The organism is Methylobacterium sp. 142-1Y (genome assembly GCF_057747795.1).
In genome coordinates this window covers 5,341,236-5,357,740 of sequence record NZ_CM173224.1, presented here as the reverse complement: position 1 = coordinate 5,357,740, position 16,505 = coordinate 5,341,236, and the positions used below count along the sequence as shown (strand labels likewise).

The following is a 16,505-nucleotide window of genomic DNA, read 5'->3' as shown; positions in this document are numbered from 1 at the left end:
CCGATGAGCATGGCCTCCGGAGCGGCACAGGGCGGCGGGCGCCGTCGGCGCGGCCGGCGGAGCGGCGGCGCGATCAACGAGATCAACATGACGCCGTTCATCGACGTCGTGCTGGTGCTCCTGATCATCTTCATGGTCGCCGCCCCGATGATGACGGTCGGCGTGCCCCTCGACCTGCCGCAGACCAAGGCCGCGCCGCTCAACCAGGATTCGAAGCCGATTACCCTCTCGATCCGCCAGACCGGCCAGGTCTTCCTCGGCGAGGACGAGCTCACCGACGACACCATCGTCGCCAAGCTCTCGTCGACCGCCAAGGACGGGTTCGAGGAGCGGGTGTTCGTGCGCGGCGACAAGCGGGTCGATTACGGCCGCGTCGCTCAGGTGATGGCGATCGTGACGGGCGGCGGCTTCAAGAAGGTCGCCCTCGTGACCGAGCCCGACCAGCGTTAGTAGGGCGGGGTTCTTCCGGTGGCGTTTCCCTTCGACAGGTCCGAGCCCGGCGTCTGGGTCTCGGCCGGCGCGCACGTGGTGCTGATCGGCTTGGCGCTCTTCGCCGCCGCCTCGCACACGCTGCCGCAGGCCGAGGAGGGCGTGCCGGTCGAGGTCATCACCGAGAACCAGTTTTCGGAGTTGACCAAGGGCCAGCGCGACGGCGACGCCCCGGCCAAGAGCCCGCGCGCCGACCGCGTCGCCGACAAGCAGCAGGAGAACGATCCCGGCGAGGCCAAGGCCAACGTGCCGACCCCGCCGACGCGCCCGCCCGAGATCAAGGTCGCCAACGCCGAGGAGATGCCGACGCCGCCCCTGCGCCCGGCCCTCGAGCAGCCCGAACCCGCCCCGATGCCACCGGCCCGCCCCGACACCGCCAAGGCTGACGCTGCAAAGGCCGATGCCGAGAAGGCCGCGGCTGCGGCCGCCGCCGCGAAGGCCAAGGCGGAGGCCGAGGCGCGCGCCGAAGCCAAGGCCGAGGCCGAGCGCGAGGCGAAGGAGGCGGCGAAGGAAGCCGCCCGCGAGGCCGCCAAGGAAGCGGCGAAGGCCGCGGCCAAGGAAGCCGCCAAGGAAGCTGCAAAGGCGGCGGCCGAGAAGGCGGCGGCTGTGGCTGCCAAGGCCGCGGCGGAGAAGGCCGCCGCCGAAAAGGCCGAGGCCGAGGCGATCCGGCGCGAGGAACTGGCCGAGGCCAAGGCAGCGGCCGAGAAGGCCGCCGCCGAGAAAGCGGCGGCGAAGGCCAAGGCCGAAGCCAAGGCCCGCGCCGACGCCGAGGCGAAAGCGAAGGCCGAGGCCAAGGCGGAAGCCGAGGCCGAAGCGAAGGCGAAGGCTCAAGCGGACGCCGAGGCGAAGGCCAAGGCAGTCGCCGAGGCCAAGGCGAAGGCGGACGCCAAGGCGCGCGCCGAGGCCAAGGCCGAAGCGGAGGCCCGGAAAGCCGAGGCGGAAGCGAAGGCCGAGGCCGAAGCCGAGGCGAAAGCGCAAGCCAAGGCGGACGCCGAGGCCAAGGCCCACGCCGCCGCGGAAGCCAAGGCCAAGGCCGAGGCCGCCGCGAAGGCCAAGGCCATGGCGGACGCGAAGGCCAAGGCCGCTGCCGAGGCCAAGGCCCGGCGCCAGGCCGAGCTCGCCGCCAAGTTCAATTCGGGCTCGATCCGCGACATGCTGGCCTCGCACGGGCCGTCGCAATCGACCGGCGCCACCGGCCGCGAGGTGCAGCGCACCGCAGCCCTCGGAGCCGCGACCGGCACGTCGCAGCGCCTCAACCCGAGCCAGCGCGACGCCCTGGTCGGCCTGCTCCAGCAGCAGATCGAGCGCTGCTACTCGGCGCCGCCTGGCGCCGCGCAGGGGATCGTGCTGCCGCAGCTCGACATCCGCCTGAACCCCGACGGGTCGCTCACCACCGAACCGCGCATCCTGCGCGCCGGCGGCAGTGCGGTCGATCGCTCGATCGCCGAGGCCGCGGTGCGGGCGGTGCGGCGCTGCGCGCCCTTCCGCATCCCGTCCCAGTTCGCCCCGTTCTACAACGACTGGCGGGTCATCAACGCCGAGTTCGAGCTGCCGCGGGCCTAAAACTCCTGCCGGCCGCCTACCTCACCCCACGATGGACGTCCCTTCCATGCACTCCCCCTCGCGATTGCGTTCCGCGCTCGCCGCATTCCTGTGGCTGTGCCTCGCCGCTTGCTTCGCCTCGCCGGCGCAGGCGCAGCTCAACCTGCGCATCGGCCCCGGCGGCGCCTTCCAGCCGATGCCGATCGCCATCGCCGACTTTTCCGGCGATCCGAGCCTCGGGCCGACCCTGTCGGGCATCGTCACCAACAACCTGAAGCGCTCCGGCTACTTCACCCCGGTCGAGAAGGCGCGCTTCCCCGAGAGCCCGAACTTCGACGCCGCGCCCAACTTCGCCGCCTGGAAGGATATGGGCGTGCAGGGCCTCGTCACCGGCCGGGTCATCCGCGACGGGTCGGGCCGGCTCAAGGCCGAGTTCCGGCTGTGGGACGTGCTGTCGGGCCAGCAGATGATCGGCCAGCAATATGCCGGCGACGGCGCCAATGCGCGCCGCATGGGCCACCTGATCTCGGATGCGGTCTACACCAAGATCACGGGCATCGGCGGCTTCTTCGACACCCGCGTCGCCTTCGTCGACGAATCGGGCTCGAAGGAGCACCGCCGCAAGCGCCTCGCCATCATGGATCAGGACGGCGCCAACGTGCGGTATCTCACGAGCGGCGAGGCCTCGGTGGTGGCGCCGCGCTACTCGCCCTCGACCCAGGACATCACCTACATGGCCCAGGTCACCGGCCAGCAGCCGCGGGTGCAGGTGATCAACCTCTCGACCGGCGCCCGCCAGGTGATCCCGACCAATGCCGAGATGAGCACCAGCCCGCGCTTCTCGCCGGACGGGCGCCGCCTGGTGATGAGCGACCAGGATGGCGGCAATGCCAGCATCTACGTGATGGACCTCGCCTCCAAGGCGCAGACCCGGATCACCAACGCCAACGCCATCGACACCTCGCCGTCCTTCTCGCCGGACGGGCGCGAGATCGTGTTCGAATCCGACCGCGGCGGCCAGCAGCAGGTCTACGTCATGGGCGCCGACGGCTCGAACCCGCGCCGCCTGACCTTCGGCGACGGCTCGGCCTCGCAGCCGGCCTGGTCGCCGCGGGGCGACTACATCGCCTTCACCCGCCAGCGGAAGGGCTCCTTCGCGATCTGCATCATGAAGCCCGACGGCACGGGTGAGCGGGTCCTGACGGAAGGGTTTCACAACGAGGGCCCGACCTGGGCGCCGAACGGCCAGTACCTGATCTTCTTCCGCGATCCCGGCGGCCAGGCCGGCGGCAAGCTCTACATGGTCGACATCACCGGCAAGGTCGAGCAGCCGGTCCCGACGCCGTCCTATGCGTCCGACCCGACTTGGTCGCCGCTGATCGACGCGCAGAAGTAAAGATGGTGCCGGTCACGGCAGTGGCCGGGCACGAGTGTTCGCATCTCTCGACATTCATGAGGCTCCATCCATCCACGACCTCATCCTGAGGTGCTGAGCGGTCTTCGATCGCTCAGCCTCGAAGGAGGGCTCCAGAAGCCTCTGCGGCAACTGGACATCTCCTTCGAGGTCAGTCGATCTTCGATCGACCGACACCTCAGGATGAGGTCGGGGGTGGGATGAATGCTATGCGCTCCTCGGCGGAAAGCGGAACGCTGCCCGCCTCATCCTGAACCGCTTGAATGTCCGGATTCCGGGTTCCGCTGCGCGGCCCCGGAATGACGAGGAGGGCGTTCGATCGATAGAAGGAAATCAATCAGTCCAAGAGTAAGAAGAGCGCAGCGGGCGAACAAAAACCCGCCGCGCGACCGTGACTTATGCCAATGGCCCGAGATGCTGACGCATCGATTCGATCTCGGGCAGGCCCGAGATCGACGGGGCCATTGACCCATCTCGATTTTTTGATTTCAAGCCAGAGGCTTGGCGAAAATTCGAGAACGAGATCAAAGGTCGTTTCCAACGACCGTTGGTATTACTCCAGGCTCAACGCCACGAACCGCACCTCACCGTCCTTGTTCGAGACGAGGAGCAACGCCGACTTCCGTCCGTCCTTCTTGATCTGGTCGATGCGGCGGGTCACGTCGGCCGGCGAGGTCACGGCCTCCTGGCCTACCTCGACGATCACGTCGCCGGCCTGGATGCGCTTGTCGGCGGCGTTGGAATTCGGGTCGACCCGGGTGACCAGCACGCCCTTGACGCTCTCCTTGACCCCGAAGCGCTTGCGCGACTCGTCCGAGAGGCCGGTGAGGTTGAGCCCCAGCGCCTGACGGGTGACGTCGGCCTCCGGCTGCGGCCGGTTGAGGGCGGCCTGCGTTTGCGGCTTGTCGCTGTCCTCCAGGCGGCCCAGCGTGACCTGCTTGGTCTGCTCCTGGCCCTTGCGGATCGTGGTCACATCGACGACCTTGCCGACCGGGGTCGAGGCGACGATGCGGGGCAGGTCGCTCGAACTCTTGACCTCGACGCCGTTGAACTTGGTGATCACGTCGCCGACCTCGAGGCCGGCGGTCTTGGCCGGGCCCTTCTCGTCGACGCCGGCGATCAGCGCGCCGCGGCCGCCGCCCTTGAGGCCGAGCGCCTCCGCCGTGGTGTCGTCGACGTTCTGGATCCGCACGCCGAGCCAGCCGCGGCGGACCTCGCCGAACTGGCGCAGCTGGTCGATCACCGGGCTGGCGGTGGAGGTCGGGACGGCGAAGCCGATGCCGACCGAGCCGCCGGTCGGCGACAGGATCGCCGTGTTGATGCCGATCACCTCGCCGTCCATGTTGAACAGCGGACCGCCGGAATTGCCCTTGTTGATGGCCGCGTCGGTCTGGATGTAGTTGTCGTAGGGGCCCGACTCGATGTTGCGGCCCCGGGCCGAGACGATGCCGGCCGAGACCGAGCCGCCGAGGCCGAACGGGTTGCCGATCGCGATGACCCAGTCGCCCGGCCGCATCTTGTCGGAATCGCCGAGCGGCACCGACTTCAGCGGCCGGTCCGGATCGGGCTTCACCCGCAGCACCGCGAGGTCGATCTTCGAATCCTTGCCGATGATCTCGGCCTTCAGCTTGCGGCCGTCATGCAGGATCACCTGGATGTCGTTGGCGTCGCCGATGACGTGGTTGTTGGTGACCACGATGCCGGACGAATCGATGATGAATCCGGAGCCGAGCGAGTTCGAGCGGCGCGGTGCCCGCGGCTGGCTCTCGCCCCCGCCGCCACCCTGGCCGCGGCGGTTGAAGAATTCCTCGAACAGGTCCTCGAACGGCGTGCCCGGCGGCAGCTGCGGCATGGTGCGGCCACGCGCCTCGACGGTGGTGGAGGCCGAGATGTTCACCACCGCATCCGTCACCTGCTCGGCGAGGTCGGCCAGCGAGGCGGGACCCTTGGCCAGCGCGACGCTCGGCAAGGCGGCCGTGCCGACGGAGAGCGCGAAGAGGGCCCCCGCGAGAGCGGGCAGGCGCCGTCTCGCGAAGGCGGGGTTACGGCGCGAGGAAGCGGCCATCTGGGAACCTCGTTGGGCAGGATCGTCGTCAAAACGGTTCGGGCCCGGAAGCGGGGGGCGGCGTTCCACCCCGTCCGCATCATGGCCCGGACAATCCCGGCGACCGGGCCGGGAACCCCCTTAAGATCGTCTCCCGGCGAACCGGTTCAAGTCCCGGCGGATCGCCTCGGCCCAAGGACCAGCTTGACGGCCAGCGGAAGGGTGTGCCGAAGGATCGGTTTGGGAGTCAGCCGAGCAGCAGGCGCACCACGCCGACCACGACGACGCCGGCAGCGGCCGAGAGGAGGCCGACGAGACGCATCCGCTCCATCGGGGTCTGGGAGGCTTCCTGCATCGCCCGACGCATCGCCCCCGGGAAGGCGGCGCAGAGCAGGCCCTCGATGGCCAGCGCCAAGCCGAGGGCGGCGACGAGATCCTTCACGGCAGGACACCGCGCGCCCGCCCGCGGGCGGGCCCTTGCGCCTGTCCTGTTCCCCCCTGCGGTCGCATCTTGTTGGTCTCCGCGGCACGGCAGGCCCGGGGCCCGCCGTCACAAAAGCGCGCCCCGCCGGGGCGGGGCGCTCGGGTATCGTCGCGTATCGGCGTCCGCTGAGGCGGAGGGGCGCCGGCCTACTGGCCGGCCGCCGGAGCCGCGGCGGGGCGGGCCCGCCCCTGCGGGTCGTTGAAGTAGCGGAAGAACTCCGAGCCGGGGCTGATCACCAGCCGCGTGTCGGACCCGCTCAGGCCCTTCTCGTAGGCCTGCATCGACCGGTAGAAGGCGAAGAAGTCCGGGTCCTGCCCGAAGGCGTCGGCGAGGATGCGGTTGCGGTCCGCCTCGCCCTGGCCTCGGAGCTGGTCGGCCTTCTGGTTCGCCTCGGCGAGGAGCACGGTCACGTCGCGGTCGGCCTTGGCCTTGATGGTCGCCGCCACCTGGTTGCCGTTGGCGCGCAGATCCGCCGCCTCGCGCTCGCGCTCGGTCCGCATCCGCTGGTAGACCGCCTGCGAGTTCGCCGCCGGCAGGTCGACCCGGGTCAGGCGCAGGTCGACGATCTCGATGCCGAGATTCTTCGCCTGCCGGTTCACGTCCTCCTGGATGCGGTTCATCAGGCCCTCGCGCTGGGTCCGCACGATCGCGTCCCGCGAGGCGCTGGCGAGCACGTTGCGCATCGCCGCGTTGGTGAAGCTGGACAGGCGCTGGTTGGCGACCTGGATGTTGTTCACCGACTGGTAGAAGCGCAGCGGGTCGACGATCTTGTAGCGGGCGAAGGCGTCGACCTCGAGGTTCTGGCGGTCGGCCGAGAGAACGGTCTGCACCGGCAGGTCGAGGTCGAGCAGCCGCTTCTCGAACAGCACGACGCTCTCGACGAACGGCACCTTGAAGTACAGGCCCGGCTTGTCGGTGCCGGCCTGGTTCAGGACGGTGCGGACGCCGCCGAACCGCAGCACCAGGGCCTGCTGGGTCTGGCCGACGGTGAAGGCCGCGGCGTAGACCAGCACCAGGACGAGGACGCCGAGGACGACGGCGCCGGTGCGAAGCGCGTTGCCGTTCATCGCGCGCTCCCCTGAGCCGAGTTCCCTTGGGCAGCGTTACCCGGACGGGCCGTGTTGGCGAATTCCTGCAGCGGCAGGACCGGCAGCACGCCGGCCGCCGCGGCACCGGCACCCGCCGTGCCGCCCTGGTCGATGATCACCTTGTTCACGCCGCCCAGCACCTTCTCCATGGTGTCGAGGAACATCCGCTCGCGGGAGACCGCGGGCGAGAGCTTGTAGGAGTCGTAGACCTCGCGGAAGCGCGCGGCCTGGCCGGTCGCCTCGGCGGTGGCCTGGGACTTGAAGGCCTCGGCCTGCTGCTGGATCTGCGAGGACCGGCCACGGGCCTCGGGCACCACGCGGCTGGCATAGGTCTCGGCCTCGTTGCGGGCGCGGGCGGCGTCCTGCTGGGCCGCGTTCACGTCGACGAAGGCCTGGCGCACCTCGGCCGGCGGGCTCACGCCCTGGAGCTGGACCACGTTGATCAGCACGCCAGCGCCGTAGGAATCGAGCGCCTTCTGGATGATCTGCTGCACCTCCTGCGCCACGCTCGACTGCTCGGTGGTCAGGATCGCCTGGATCTGGCGCCGTCCCACCACCTCGCGCATCGCGCTCTCGGCCACCGACTTGATGGTGCCCTCGGGGTTCTGGAGGTTGAACACGAAATCCTCGGCCTTGGCCGGGTTCACGCGCCACTGCACGTCGAAGTCGATGTCGACGATGTTGTCGTCGCCGGTGAGCATCAGGCTCTCCTCGGGCACGTCCCGGGAGCGCTGGGCGCCGACGCCCGAGCGGTAGCCGATCTGGATGCTGCGCGACTCGCCGACATTCGGCTTGACCACCGCGCCGACCGGGTAGGGGAAGTTCCAGCGCAGGCCCTCGCCGGACTGGCCGGTATAGCGCCCGAACACCGTGTTGATGCCGACCTGGCTCGGCAGCACCGTGTACCAGCCGGTCATCAGCCACAGCACCAGCACGACCAGCACCGCCAGCACCGCGCCCTTGGTGCCGACCGAGCCGCCGCCGGGGATCAGGGTCTTCAGACGGTCCTGGCTGCGGCGCAAGAGGTCCTCGAGGTCCGGCGGCTGGTTGCCGCCGCCCGAGCCCCCGCCGCCCCACGGGCCGCCACCGCCACCGCCGCCGGAGCCGCCCCCCCAGGGACCGCCGCTATTGCCGCCGCGATTGCCCCAGGGACCGCCCCCGTTGCCGCCACCGCCACTGCCGCCGCTCTGATTGCTCCAAGGCATGCTCGCCCACGTCCTTTCCCGGCCGGCACGCCCCGCGCTGTCTCTCGCGTCCCGCGCGGCACTCGCATTGCACTGGCACTCGCTCCTCAGCGATATCGGCTGAGCCCCCGGCGAAAGCAACCACCGGCGCGGCTCCAATTCTCAAGGTTTGTGCCCCGCTGCGGGAGTTCCATCGCCGCACCCGGGAACTTGAGATGGATTCGTCGTCTCGGACGTATCGGAACAGGGACTCACCGGCTCACCGCGCGAGCGTCACGAAGCGGAAGCCGTGCTCGTCCTCGGGCCCGGCCGGATGCGCCTCCGCCGCGACCTCGCGGAAATCCGGCGGGATCGTGGGGAAACGGGCATCCCCTTCGGGCGCGACGTCGACCTCGGTGAGGTGGATGCGATCCGCATGAGGCAGGGCGAGCGCGTAGATCTCGGCCCCGCCCGCCACCATCACCTCGTCCGCTCCCGCGGCGAGGCGCAGGGCATCCTCCCACCCGGAGGCCCGCTCGGTGTCGGGCGCCGTCCAGGCGGGATCGCGGGTCATGACGATCACCCGCCGCCCCGGCAGCGGCCGGCCGATCGAGTCCCAGGTCTTGCGCCCCATCACCACCGGCTTGCCCATGGTGAGGGCGCGGAAGCGCCGCAGGTCGCTGCGCAGGCGCCAGATCAGTGCGTTGTCGCGGCCGATGACGCCATTCCTCGCGACGGCGACGATCAGGGTGACGGTGGGCGGAGCCATCGTCACACCGCCACCGGCGCCCGGATCGCCGGGTGCGGGTCGTAGCCCTCGATCGCGATGTCGTCGTAGCGGAAATCGAACAGCGAGCGCACCGAGGGGTCGAGGCGCAGGCGGGGCAGGGGGCGGATCGCGCGGGACAGCTGCTCGCGGGCCTGGGTCAGGTGGTTGGAATAGAGATGCGCGTCGCCGAGCGTGTGGACGAAGTCGCCGGGGGCGAGATCGAGCACCTGCGCCATCATGTGGGTGAGGAGCGCGTAGGAGGCGATGTTGAACGGCACGCCGAGAAAGACGTCGGCCGAGCGCTGGTAGAGCTGGAGCGAGAGCCGCCCGTCCGCGACGTAGAACTGGAACAGGCAGTGGCAGGGGGCGAGCGCCATGCGGTCGAGGTCGGCCGGGTTCCAGGCCGAGACGACGAGCCGGCGCGAATCCGGGTTGCGGCGGATCTCGTCGAGCACCCAGGCGATCTGGTCGACACTGCCGCCGTCGGGCTTGGCCCAGCTCCGCCATTGCCGGCCGTAGACCGGGCCGAGATCGCCGTGCTCGTCGGCCCACTCGTCCCAGATCGTCACGCCGTTCGCCTGGAGATACGCGACGTTGGTGTCGCCGGCCAGGAACCACAGCAGCTCGTGGATGATCGACTTCAGGTGCAGCCGCTTGGTCGTCACCAGGGGAAATCCCTCGGCGAGGTCGAAGCGCATCTGGTGGCCGAACACCGACAGGGTGCCGGTCCCGGTGCGATCGTGCTTCTCGACGCCGTCGTCGAGGATGCGCTGGAGGAGGTCGTGGTAGGGGCGCATGGCGGACATCCTCCGCGTGACAACGGCCCGGGGCGCCGCGCGGCGCCCGGCGGGCTCCAACTCTGACCTGTGCCCGGCCGGAAAAACGGTTCCCGGCCGCGCAAGGTCGGCACGATAACGCGTCCCCGGGCCGAATCGCAGCGCCGGATTCGAGAATCAGCCGGTACTCCACACCCGCGCCAGCACCACCGCGCCGTTGCTCGCGGCGTGGAGCGCGATGCAGGGCCACAGGCTCCCGGTCCAGAGCCGCATCAGCCCGAGCGCCACCCCGAGGGGCAGGACCGAGACCGGCTGCAACAGGCCCCGCTCGGCATGGCAGAGCACGAACACTGCCGTCGCCACGGCGACCGTCGCCGCCGGGGCGAGGTGTCGCGCCAGGCGCCCGAACAGGTCGCCGCGAAACAGCATCTCCTCGGCGAGCGGCGCCAGCACCACCAGCCAGAGCGTCCAGGCCAGAAAAACCTCGCCGGAGAGGAAGGGCGACAGGCGCCAGGCCCGGACGGGCATCTGCCCAGAGAGCAGCAGCAGCCCGGCCGTCCAGGCGACCTGGAGCGGCGGCCAGGCAAGCAGGAGCCAGGCGGCGCGGCGGGGCAGGGCGGGTCGCGTAAAGCCGAGAGGCTTGCCGGGGCGCAGGCGGATCGCCGCGAGGAGCAGGAGCGCCAGGGCCGCATGCGGCAGCACCGTGAGGGCGAGCACGGCCCGCTCGTTCCCGCTCAGGGACGGGAAGGGCAGGAGGCCCGGCGGCAGGGCGGGCAGGCGGCCGAGCCCGGCCACCGCCGCGAGGACGAAGCCGAAGGCGGCGAGCTGGAGCAGCACCGCCCGCAGGATCGCGGCGGCGACGCCGAGCCAGGGCTCGCGCCATCGGGAACCGGCGGGTCCGGATGGCGCCGGCGCATCACTTCGCGAAACGGTCGCAGAATGGTGCGGGGCGGGCTTCAAAAGCGGCACGGGACCCTCTATATTCCCCCTTGCCGGTCGCGAGGCCGGCTATGGCGATAAACGTTCTTCGGAATAAACCTATCGGACCCGGGGGCGGTACCCGGCGCCTCCACCCAAGCCCGGAACGGCCCGTTCGGTTCGGGCTTCGGCGGGGGCGAAATAGGATCGACGAGGGCGTAAAGGTAGAGCTTTCGCTCGGCATGGTTCCGCCGTTATCGGGCCAATGCAATAGTTGCCAACGACAACTTTGCTCCGGTGGCGGTGGCCGCGTAAGCGGTCCCCAATACCAAACGAAGTCCTAGCGGGTAGCACTGCATAGGCGGGGTTCGGAGGCACCTGGCAACAGAAGCCTCCACTCGAATTCCCTCCCCGCGAGCGATGCGGCGCCAGGCAACGGTTGATGGCAGACGATCTGATTCGCTACGATCTCCTGGTGCAGGATGCCCTGCGCAACGTCGTGCGCAAGGTACTGGGCGATGCGGCACGCGACGGCCTGGCCGGCGAGCACCATTTCTACGTCTCGTTCCGGACCGATTATCCCGGCGTGCGGATCTCGCAGCGCCTGCGGGAAAAATACCCGCAGGACATGACGATCGTCCTGCAGCATCAGTTCTGGGACCTCGGCGTCACCGAGCACACCTTCGAGGTCGGCCTGTCCTTCTCCGGCGTGCCGGAGCGGCTGCTAGTGCCGTTCGAGGCGGTGACCGGCTTCTTCGACCCCTCGGTGCAGTTCGGTCTCAAGTTCGAGCTGAACGACGGCACGGCCTCGACCGAGGATGCGGCACCGGCCGGCACGACCTCCCTGCGGGCGATCCGCGGTGCCGGCTCCGAGCCGAGCGAGGCGCTGCCGAAGATCCCGGCGATCGGCAGCAACCTGCCGAAGATCGTGCCTGCCGCCAAGGCCGAGGCCAAGCCGCAGGGCAAGGACGCGACCGGCAAGGACGAGTCCGATAGCGAGGCGAAGCCCGACGAGGCCGCCGAGCGCACCGATGCCCCGCAGGAGGGCGCCTCGGTGGTCAGCCTGGACGCGTTCCGCAAGAAGAGCTGACGCGCGAGGGCGGTTTCGCCCTTCCGGGTTCGCGGGAGTGAAGCATGAGGCCCGCCCGCGGGCGCGTGCCTTGCGCGGACACGCGATCGATCTTCGGTCAGGCCGTTGCGGTCGCGTACCGACTCCGCGTCGGTGTAAAGTGGCGCGCGGCGGTTCAGGGCCTGTTCGAGCGAGCCGACTGAACTCAGCCCCTCCATCGTGATCCCGGCGTTGCGCAGCGTACGGCACGCGACACAGCAGGTCGCGCAGTGCGAGAGCGACGGCCGCCGCGCACGGAACCCTCCCCCCTCTGTGCAGGGCTGTCCGGGGACAAGAAGAGCGCGGGTAATCTCCTCTCCCCGCGGGCGGGGAGAGGGCTTCATCCCCCTTGTCGGGGATGAAGCAAGCGGAGGCGCAGCCGAAGCGAGGGTGAGGGGGTCTCGCCGGAAGAGTCTCCTCCGGAAACACCTCCTCACCATCGCTGCGAACCTGCGGTTCGCTGCTCCCTGAGCCTCTTCGGAGCTCAGGCCTCTCCCCGACCGCGGCGGGGCTGTCCGGGGAAAATCCCTTTCAAAACCAGGCGCGGGATCCCCTCTCCCGTGTGGGAGAGGGGTAGGGGTGATCGAAGATCGCGCGAGGGTGCTACGGTTCCACAGAAGCCTCGGACCGTCCCGCTGCCAGCACCACGTTCAGCGCTCTACACGGAAGCGTGTCACCCTCACCCCCGGCCCCTCTCCCACACGGGAGAGGGGAGGCGCGCCATCCCTTTCCCCGGACAGCCCTGCCTCTGCGGGGGAGGGTTGGGCTGGGGAAGCCTTGCGACCGAAAAAGCATCAAATACCATCAGTATTGAGCTGAACGAGCGTTGTTCAGCTGACCTTGGCCGCACGTCATTGTCATGCACCGCACGTGCAGCAGAACACAGACGCTATAATCGCCGAGATTTTAGAAGGGGCCGGGCCGCATTCCAACTCGCCCTGCACCGTCAGCGATTCTAGATTGTGTTGCGCGTCCCATCAGGTCCGGGCTCTCGACTTCGTCGAGCCCCGGGATGACCATCGAGAGATCGTGGCGAGCGCGCCGGACCATTGGTCCAGACAGCGGCATGGACTCACGACGGGAGCACGCGACAGGCACCGTCCGACGGCGGTCGCCCCCACTCAGCGCGATTCCCGCTTCTCCAAAGCCGTCTTCACCTGCTTCAGCTGGTCGAATACCGCGCTCGGCGTCGTGCCGAAGAAGGCGAAGCCTGCATTGACCGACCAGTAGCAGGCGAACAGGATCACCGGCACCAGGATCCAGCCCAGGATCTCCTCGCCGATCTTGCGACGGCGGCGGCGCTGCCGGCGCTTCTCGCGCCCGGTCAGTTTCGGGGAGGGCGGGGTCACCGTCGCGGCCGGGGCGAGGGGCCCCTCGTTGAGATCTCCGCTCATGGGATTCTCTCACGTCCTCTGACGCGAGGGCTTACGAACCCTCGCGTGTCCATCCATCGCCCCGCGGCAGCTCAAGGAGCCGGGGCCTCAAATGCGCATCCCGGCGGGGGAGGCCCCGCCGGGATGCGCGTCTCGGATGAGCCTCATACACGGGAGGCGGGTCGGGATCGAGGGGCTTCGCCCCTCGATCCGCCGGGATCAGGCCCGAACCAGCGGCACCTTCGGCACCGTGCGGACCCCGCCCTCGCCGCCGCCCGAGCCGCCATCCTTCGGCTTCTTCGGCGCGGCGCGCGGGCGCTTCTGCTTCTTCGCGGCGTTCTTGGCCGCCTTCTTGGTCGCGTCCGTCACGTCCTTCTCGGGGCGCGGCATCACCGGGCCGGCCGGAAAGACGAAGCCGAGGCTCGGCTTCTCGCCGTCGGGCCGCTTGACGATCACCCGGACGGCGCCGCCGTCCTTGAGCTTGCCGAACAGCACCTCGTCGGCGAGCGGGGTCTTGATGGTCGACTGGATCAGGCGGGCCATCGGGCGGGCGCCCATGGCCTCGTCGTAGCCGTTCTCGACCAGCCAGTCCCGCGCCTCGTCGGAGAGTTCGATGGTGACGTTGCGGTCGGCGAGCTGCGCCTCGAGCTGGAGCACGAACTTGTCGACGACCTTGGCCACGACGGTCTTCGGCAGATGGCCGAAGGACACGGTCGCGTCGAGGCGGTTGCGGAATTCCGGGGCGAACAGGCGGTTGATCGCCTCCTGGTCGTCGCCGGTGCGCTTGTTCTGCGTGAAGCCGAACGCCGCCTTGGCGAGGTCGGCCGCGCCCGCATTCGTCGTCATGATGATGATGACGTTGCGGAAATCGACCTGCTTGCCGTTATGGTCGGTGAGCTTGCCGTGGTCCATCACCTGCAACAGGATGTTGAACAGGTCCGGGTGGGCCTTCTCGATCTCGTCGAGCAGCAGCACGCAATGCGGGTGCTGGTCGATGCCGTCGGTGAGGAGGCCGCCCTGGTCGAAGCCGACATAGCCCGGAGGGGCGCCGATCAGCCGTGAGACGGTATGCCGCTCCATGTATTCCGACATGTCGAAGCGCAGCATCTCGACGCCGAGGCTCGACGCCAGTTGCTTGGCCGCCTCCGTCTTGCCGACACCGGTCGGGCCGGCGAACAGGTAGGCGCCGATCGGCTTGTCGGGATCGCGCAAGCCCGCCCGGGCGAGCTTGATCGAGGCGGTGAGCGCGTCGATGGCGGCGTCCTGGCCGTAGACCACCCGCTTCAGGTTGTCGGTGAGATGCGCCAGCACCTCCGCGTCGTCCTTCGAGACGGTCTTCGGGGGGATCCGGGCCATCGTGGCGATGGTCGCCTCGATCTCCTTGACGCCGATCGTACGCTTGCGGCGGCCTTCCGGCACCAGCATCTGCGAGGCGCCGGTCTCGTCGATCACGTCGATCGCCTTGTCCGGCAGCTTGCGGTCGTTGATGTAGCGGGCCGACAGCTCGACCGCGGCCTTCACGGCCTCGGTCGTGTACTTGAGTTTGTGGAACTCCTCGAAGGAGGGGCGCAGGCCCTTGAGGATCTCGATCGCATCCGGGATCGACGGCTCGTTGACGTCGATCTTCTGGAAGCGGCGCACGAGCGCCCGATCCTTCTCGAAGTACTGGCGGTACTCCTTGTAGGTGGTCGAGCCGATGCAGCGTAAGGACCCGGAGGCCAAAGCCGGCTTGAGCAGGTTCGAGGCATCCATCGCGCCGCCCGAGGTTGCACCGGCGCCGATCACCGTGTGGATCTCGTCGATGAACATGATGGCGTTGGGATGCGCCTCGATCTCCTTCATCACCTGCTTGAGGCGCTCCTCGAAGTCGCCCCGATAGCGGGTGCCGGCAAGCAGCGTGCCCATGTCGAGGGAGAAGACGGTTGCGTCCGCCAGGACCTCCGGCACCTCGTGCTGGATGATCTTGCGGGCGAGCCCTTCCGCGATCGCGGTCTTGCCGACGCCGGGATCGCCGACGAGCAGCGGGTTGTTCTTCTGCCGGCGGCACAGGACCTGGATCGTGCGCTGGACCTCGGTCTCGCGGCCGATCAGCGGGTCGATCTTGCCCTCGCGGGCCTTCTTGTTGAGGTTGACGCAGTAGGCATCGAGCGCGTCACCCTTCTTCTTCTGGCCGCCGCGCTCGTCCTCGGCCCCGCTCGGACGTTCCGTCGGACCCTCCTCGTCGGCGCCGCGCACCGGCTTGCCCTCGGACAGGCCGGGGCGCTTGGCGATGCCGTGGCTGATGTAGTTGACCGCGTCGTAGCGGGTCATGTCCTGCTCTTGCAGGAAGTAGGCGGCGTGGCTCTCGCGCTCGGCGAAGATCGCCACCAGCACGTTGGCGCCGGTGACCTCCTCTCTCCCCGAGGACTGCACGTGGATCACCGCGCGCTGGATCACGCGCTGGAATCCCGCCGTCGGCTTGGCGTCCTGCCGGCCGTCGCCCGTGAGGTTGGCGAGCTCGGTGTCGATGTACTCGACGAGGTTGCGCTTCAAGAGGTCGACGTCGACATTGCAGGCCCGCATGACCGCCGCCGCGTCCTGGTCGTCGACCAGGGCGAGCAGGAGATGCTCGAGCGTGGCGTATTCGTGTCGGCGCTCGCCGGCCAGCGCCAGGGCGCGGTGAAGAGCTTGTTCTAGGCTGCGTGAGAAGCTGGGCAAAGCGGGCCTCTTTGCTGGTGCCTGTCTTGGTTGGCGCTTATTTCTTTTCCATGACGCATTGCAGAGGATGTTGGTGTTTCCGCGCAAAGTCCATGACCTGCGTCACCTTGGTCTCCGCGACCTCGTAGGTGAAGATGCCGCACTCGCCGACGCCGTTCTGGTGGACGTGGAGCATGATGCGGGTCGCATCCTCGCGCGACTTGTTGAAGAATCGCTCGACCACGTGGACCACGAATTCCATCGGGGTGTAGTCGTCGTTGAGGAGCAGCACGCGGTAGAGGTTGGGCCGCTTGGTGCGCGGCTTCGTCCGCGTGATCACGGCCGTTCCCGATCGCCCGTCGCCGTTGCCGTTCCCGGGGGCGCGGGGATTGGCCGCGACCGGCCTGGTGGAGGGTTCTCCCTGCCTCGGGACCTGAGCCATCTGAATCGTACCGACCTCGCTCTGGCGACCGCGACAAACCGCACCGGCCTCTCTCGCGCGAGAGGGTCGGGGTGTGACGCGGACCGGCAGCCTATCACGTCGGCTGCCGGTGCCGAGCCTAATCTATAGGCCGAGTCGGCGCTTCGCCAGTCGGCTGCGCGCTCTTGTCGTGCAGGCCCCCCGCGGGGCGTGCAGTCCCCTCGCGGGGGGGCCCGAAAC

The 16,505-nt window shown here is 69.2% G+C and carries 14 protein-coding genes and 1 other RNA gene; 5 read left to right on the top strand and 10 right to left on the bottom strand.

Features of this window, described 5'->3' with window-relative positions; genetic code table 11:
- Positions 1–3: 3 nt before the first annotated feature.
- From AC3AOF_RS24625 to tolB, 3 genes are read left to right on the top strand one after another with little or no spacing between them, the layout of a single operon-like run.
- Complete coding sequence (locus AC3AOF_RS24625; RefSeq protein WP_236988374.1) at positions 4–450, top strand: ExbD/TolR family protein; 447 nt, start codon at positions 4–6, stop codon at positions 448–450.
- An 18-nt stretch (positions 451–468) separates the two neighbouring features.
- The gene (tolA, locus tag AC3AOF_RS24620) at positions 469–2,052 is read left to right on the top strand and encodes a cell envelope integrity protein TolA (protein ID WP_488346751.1); all 1,584 of its coding nucleotides are present in this window, start codon (positions 469–471) and stop codon (positions 2,050–2,052) included.
- A 46-nt stretch (positions 2,053–2,098) separates the two neighbouring features.
- Entirely contained in the window at positions 2,099–3,427 is a 1,329-nt protein-coding gene (tolB, locus tag AC3AOF_RS24615; RefSeq protein ID WP_236988376.1) for a Tol-Pal system beta propeller repeat protein TolB, read from the top strand.
- Between the two features lie 571 nt (positions 3,428–3,998).
- Here the strand turns inward: tolB and AC3AOF_RS24610 are convergent.
- The 7 genes from AC3AOF_RS24610 to AC3AOF_RS24580 form a co-directional block, all read right to left on the bottom strand.
- Entirely contained in the window at positions 3,999–5,510 is a 1,512-nt protein-coding gene (locus tag AC3AOF_RS24610) for a DegQ family serine endoprotease (RefSeq protein WP_236988377.1), read from the bottom strand.
- Between the two features lie 226 nt (positions 5,511–5,736).
- Positions 5,737–5,931: a DUF2065 family protein gene (locus AC3AOF_RS24605; protein ID WP_236988378.1), complete on the bottom strand. Its 195-nt coding sequence runs from the start codon at positions 5,929–5,931 to the stop codon at positions 5,737–5,739.
- A 188-nt stretch (positions 5,932–6,119) separates the two neighbouring features.
- A complete protein-coding gene (gene hflC, locus AC3AOF_RS24600; protein WP_488346750.1) occupies positions 6,120–7,040 on the bottom strand; it encodes a protease modulator HflC in 921 nt (306 codons plus the stop codon).
- The gene (gene hflK, locus AC3AOF_RS24595) at positions 7,037–8,266 is read right to left on the bottom strand and encodes an FtsH protease activity modulator HflK (RefSeq protein WP_488346749.1); all 1,230 of its coding nucleotides are present in this window, start codon (positions 8,264–8,266) and stop codon (positions 7,037–7,039) included. Before hflK ends, hflC begins: the two co-directional genes overlap by 4 nt.
- 238 nt (positions 8,267–8,504) lie before the next feature.
- Positions 8,505–8,993 carry a dihydrofolate reductase gene (locus AC3AOF_RS24590; RefSeq protein ID WP_488346748.1) on the bottom strand — a complete coding sequence of 163 codons (489 nt, stop codon included), beginning with the start codon at positions 8,991–8,993 and terminating at the stop codon, positions 8,505–8,507.
- Between the two features lie 2 nt (positions 8,994–8,995).
- Entirely contained in the window at positions 8,996–9,790 is a 795-nt protein-coding gene (locus AC3AOF_RS24585) for a thymidylate synthase (protein WP_236988382.1), read from the bottom strand.
- A 156-nt stretch (positions 9,791–9,946) separates the two neighbouring features.
- Positions 9,947–10,738: a CPBP family intramembrane glutamic endopeptidase gene (locus AC3AOF_RS24580; protein WP_488346747.1), complete on the bottom strand. Its 792-nt coding sequence runs from the start codon at positions 10,736–10,738 to the stop codon at positions 9,947–9,949.
- Between AC3AOF_RS24580 and ssrA the strand changes: the two genes are divergently transcribed.
- Positions 10,721–11,086, top strand: a transfer-messenger RNA (tmRNA) gene (ssrA, locus tag AC3AOF_RS24575). The genes AC3AOF_RS24580 and ssrA overlap by 18 nt on opposite strands.
- Positions 11,087–11,129: 43 nt before the next feature.
- Entirely contained in the window at positions 11,130–11,777 is a 648-nt protein-coding gene (locus tag AC3AOF_RS24570) for an SspB family protein (RefSeq protein WP_236988384.1), read from the top strand.
- A gap of 1,139 nt (positions 11,778–12,916) precedes the next feature.
- Here AC3AOF_RS24570 and AC3AOF_RS24565 read toward each other — a convergent pair.
- The 3 genes from AC3AOF_RS24565 to clpS form a co-directional block, all read right to left on the bottom strand.
- Entirely contained in the window at positions 12,917–13,189 is a 273-nt protein-coding gene (locus AC3AOF_RS24565) for a hypothetical protein (RefSeq protein ID WP_236988385.1), read from the bottom strand.
- Positions 13,190–13,387: 198 nt separating this feature from the next.
- Complete coding sequence (gene clpA / locus AC3AOF_RS24560) at positions 13,388–15,865, bottom strand: ATP-dependent Clp protease ATP-binding subunit ClpA (protein WP_236988386.1); 2,478 nt, start codon at positions 15,863–15,865, stop codon at positions 13,388–13,390.
- Between the two features lie 37 nt (positions 15,866–15,902).
- Positions 15,903–16,286 carry an ATP-dependent Clp protease adapter ClpS gene (gene clpS / locus AC3AOF_RS24555; protein WP_048443496.1) on the bottom strand — a complete coding sequence of 128 codons (384 nt, stop codon included), beginning with the start codon at positions 16,284–16,286 and terminating at the stop codon, positions 15,903–15,905.
- Positions 16,287–16,505: the final 219 nt, after the last annotated feature.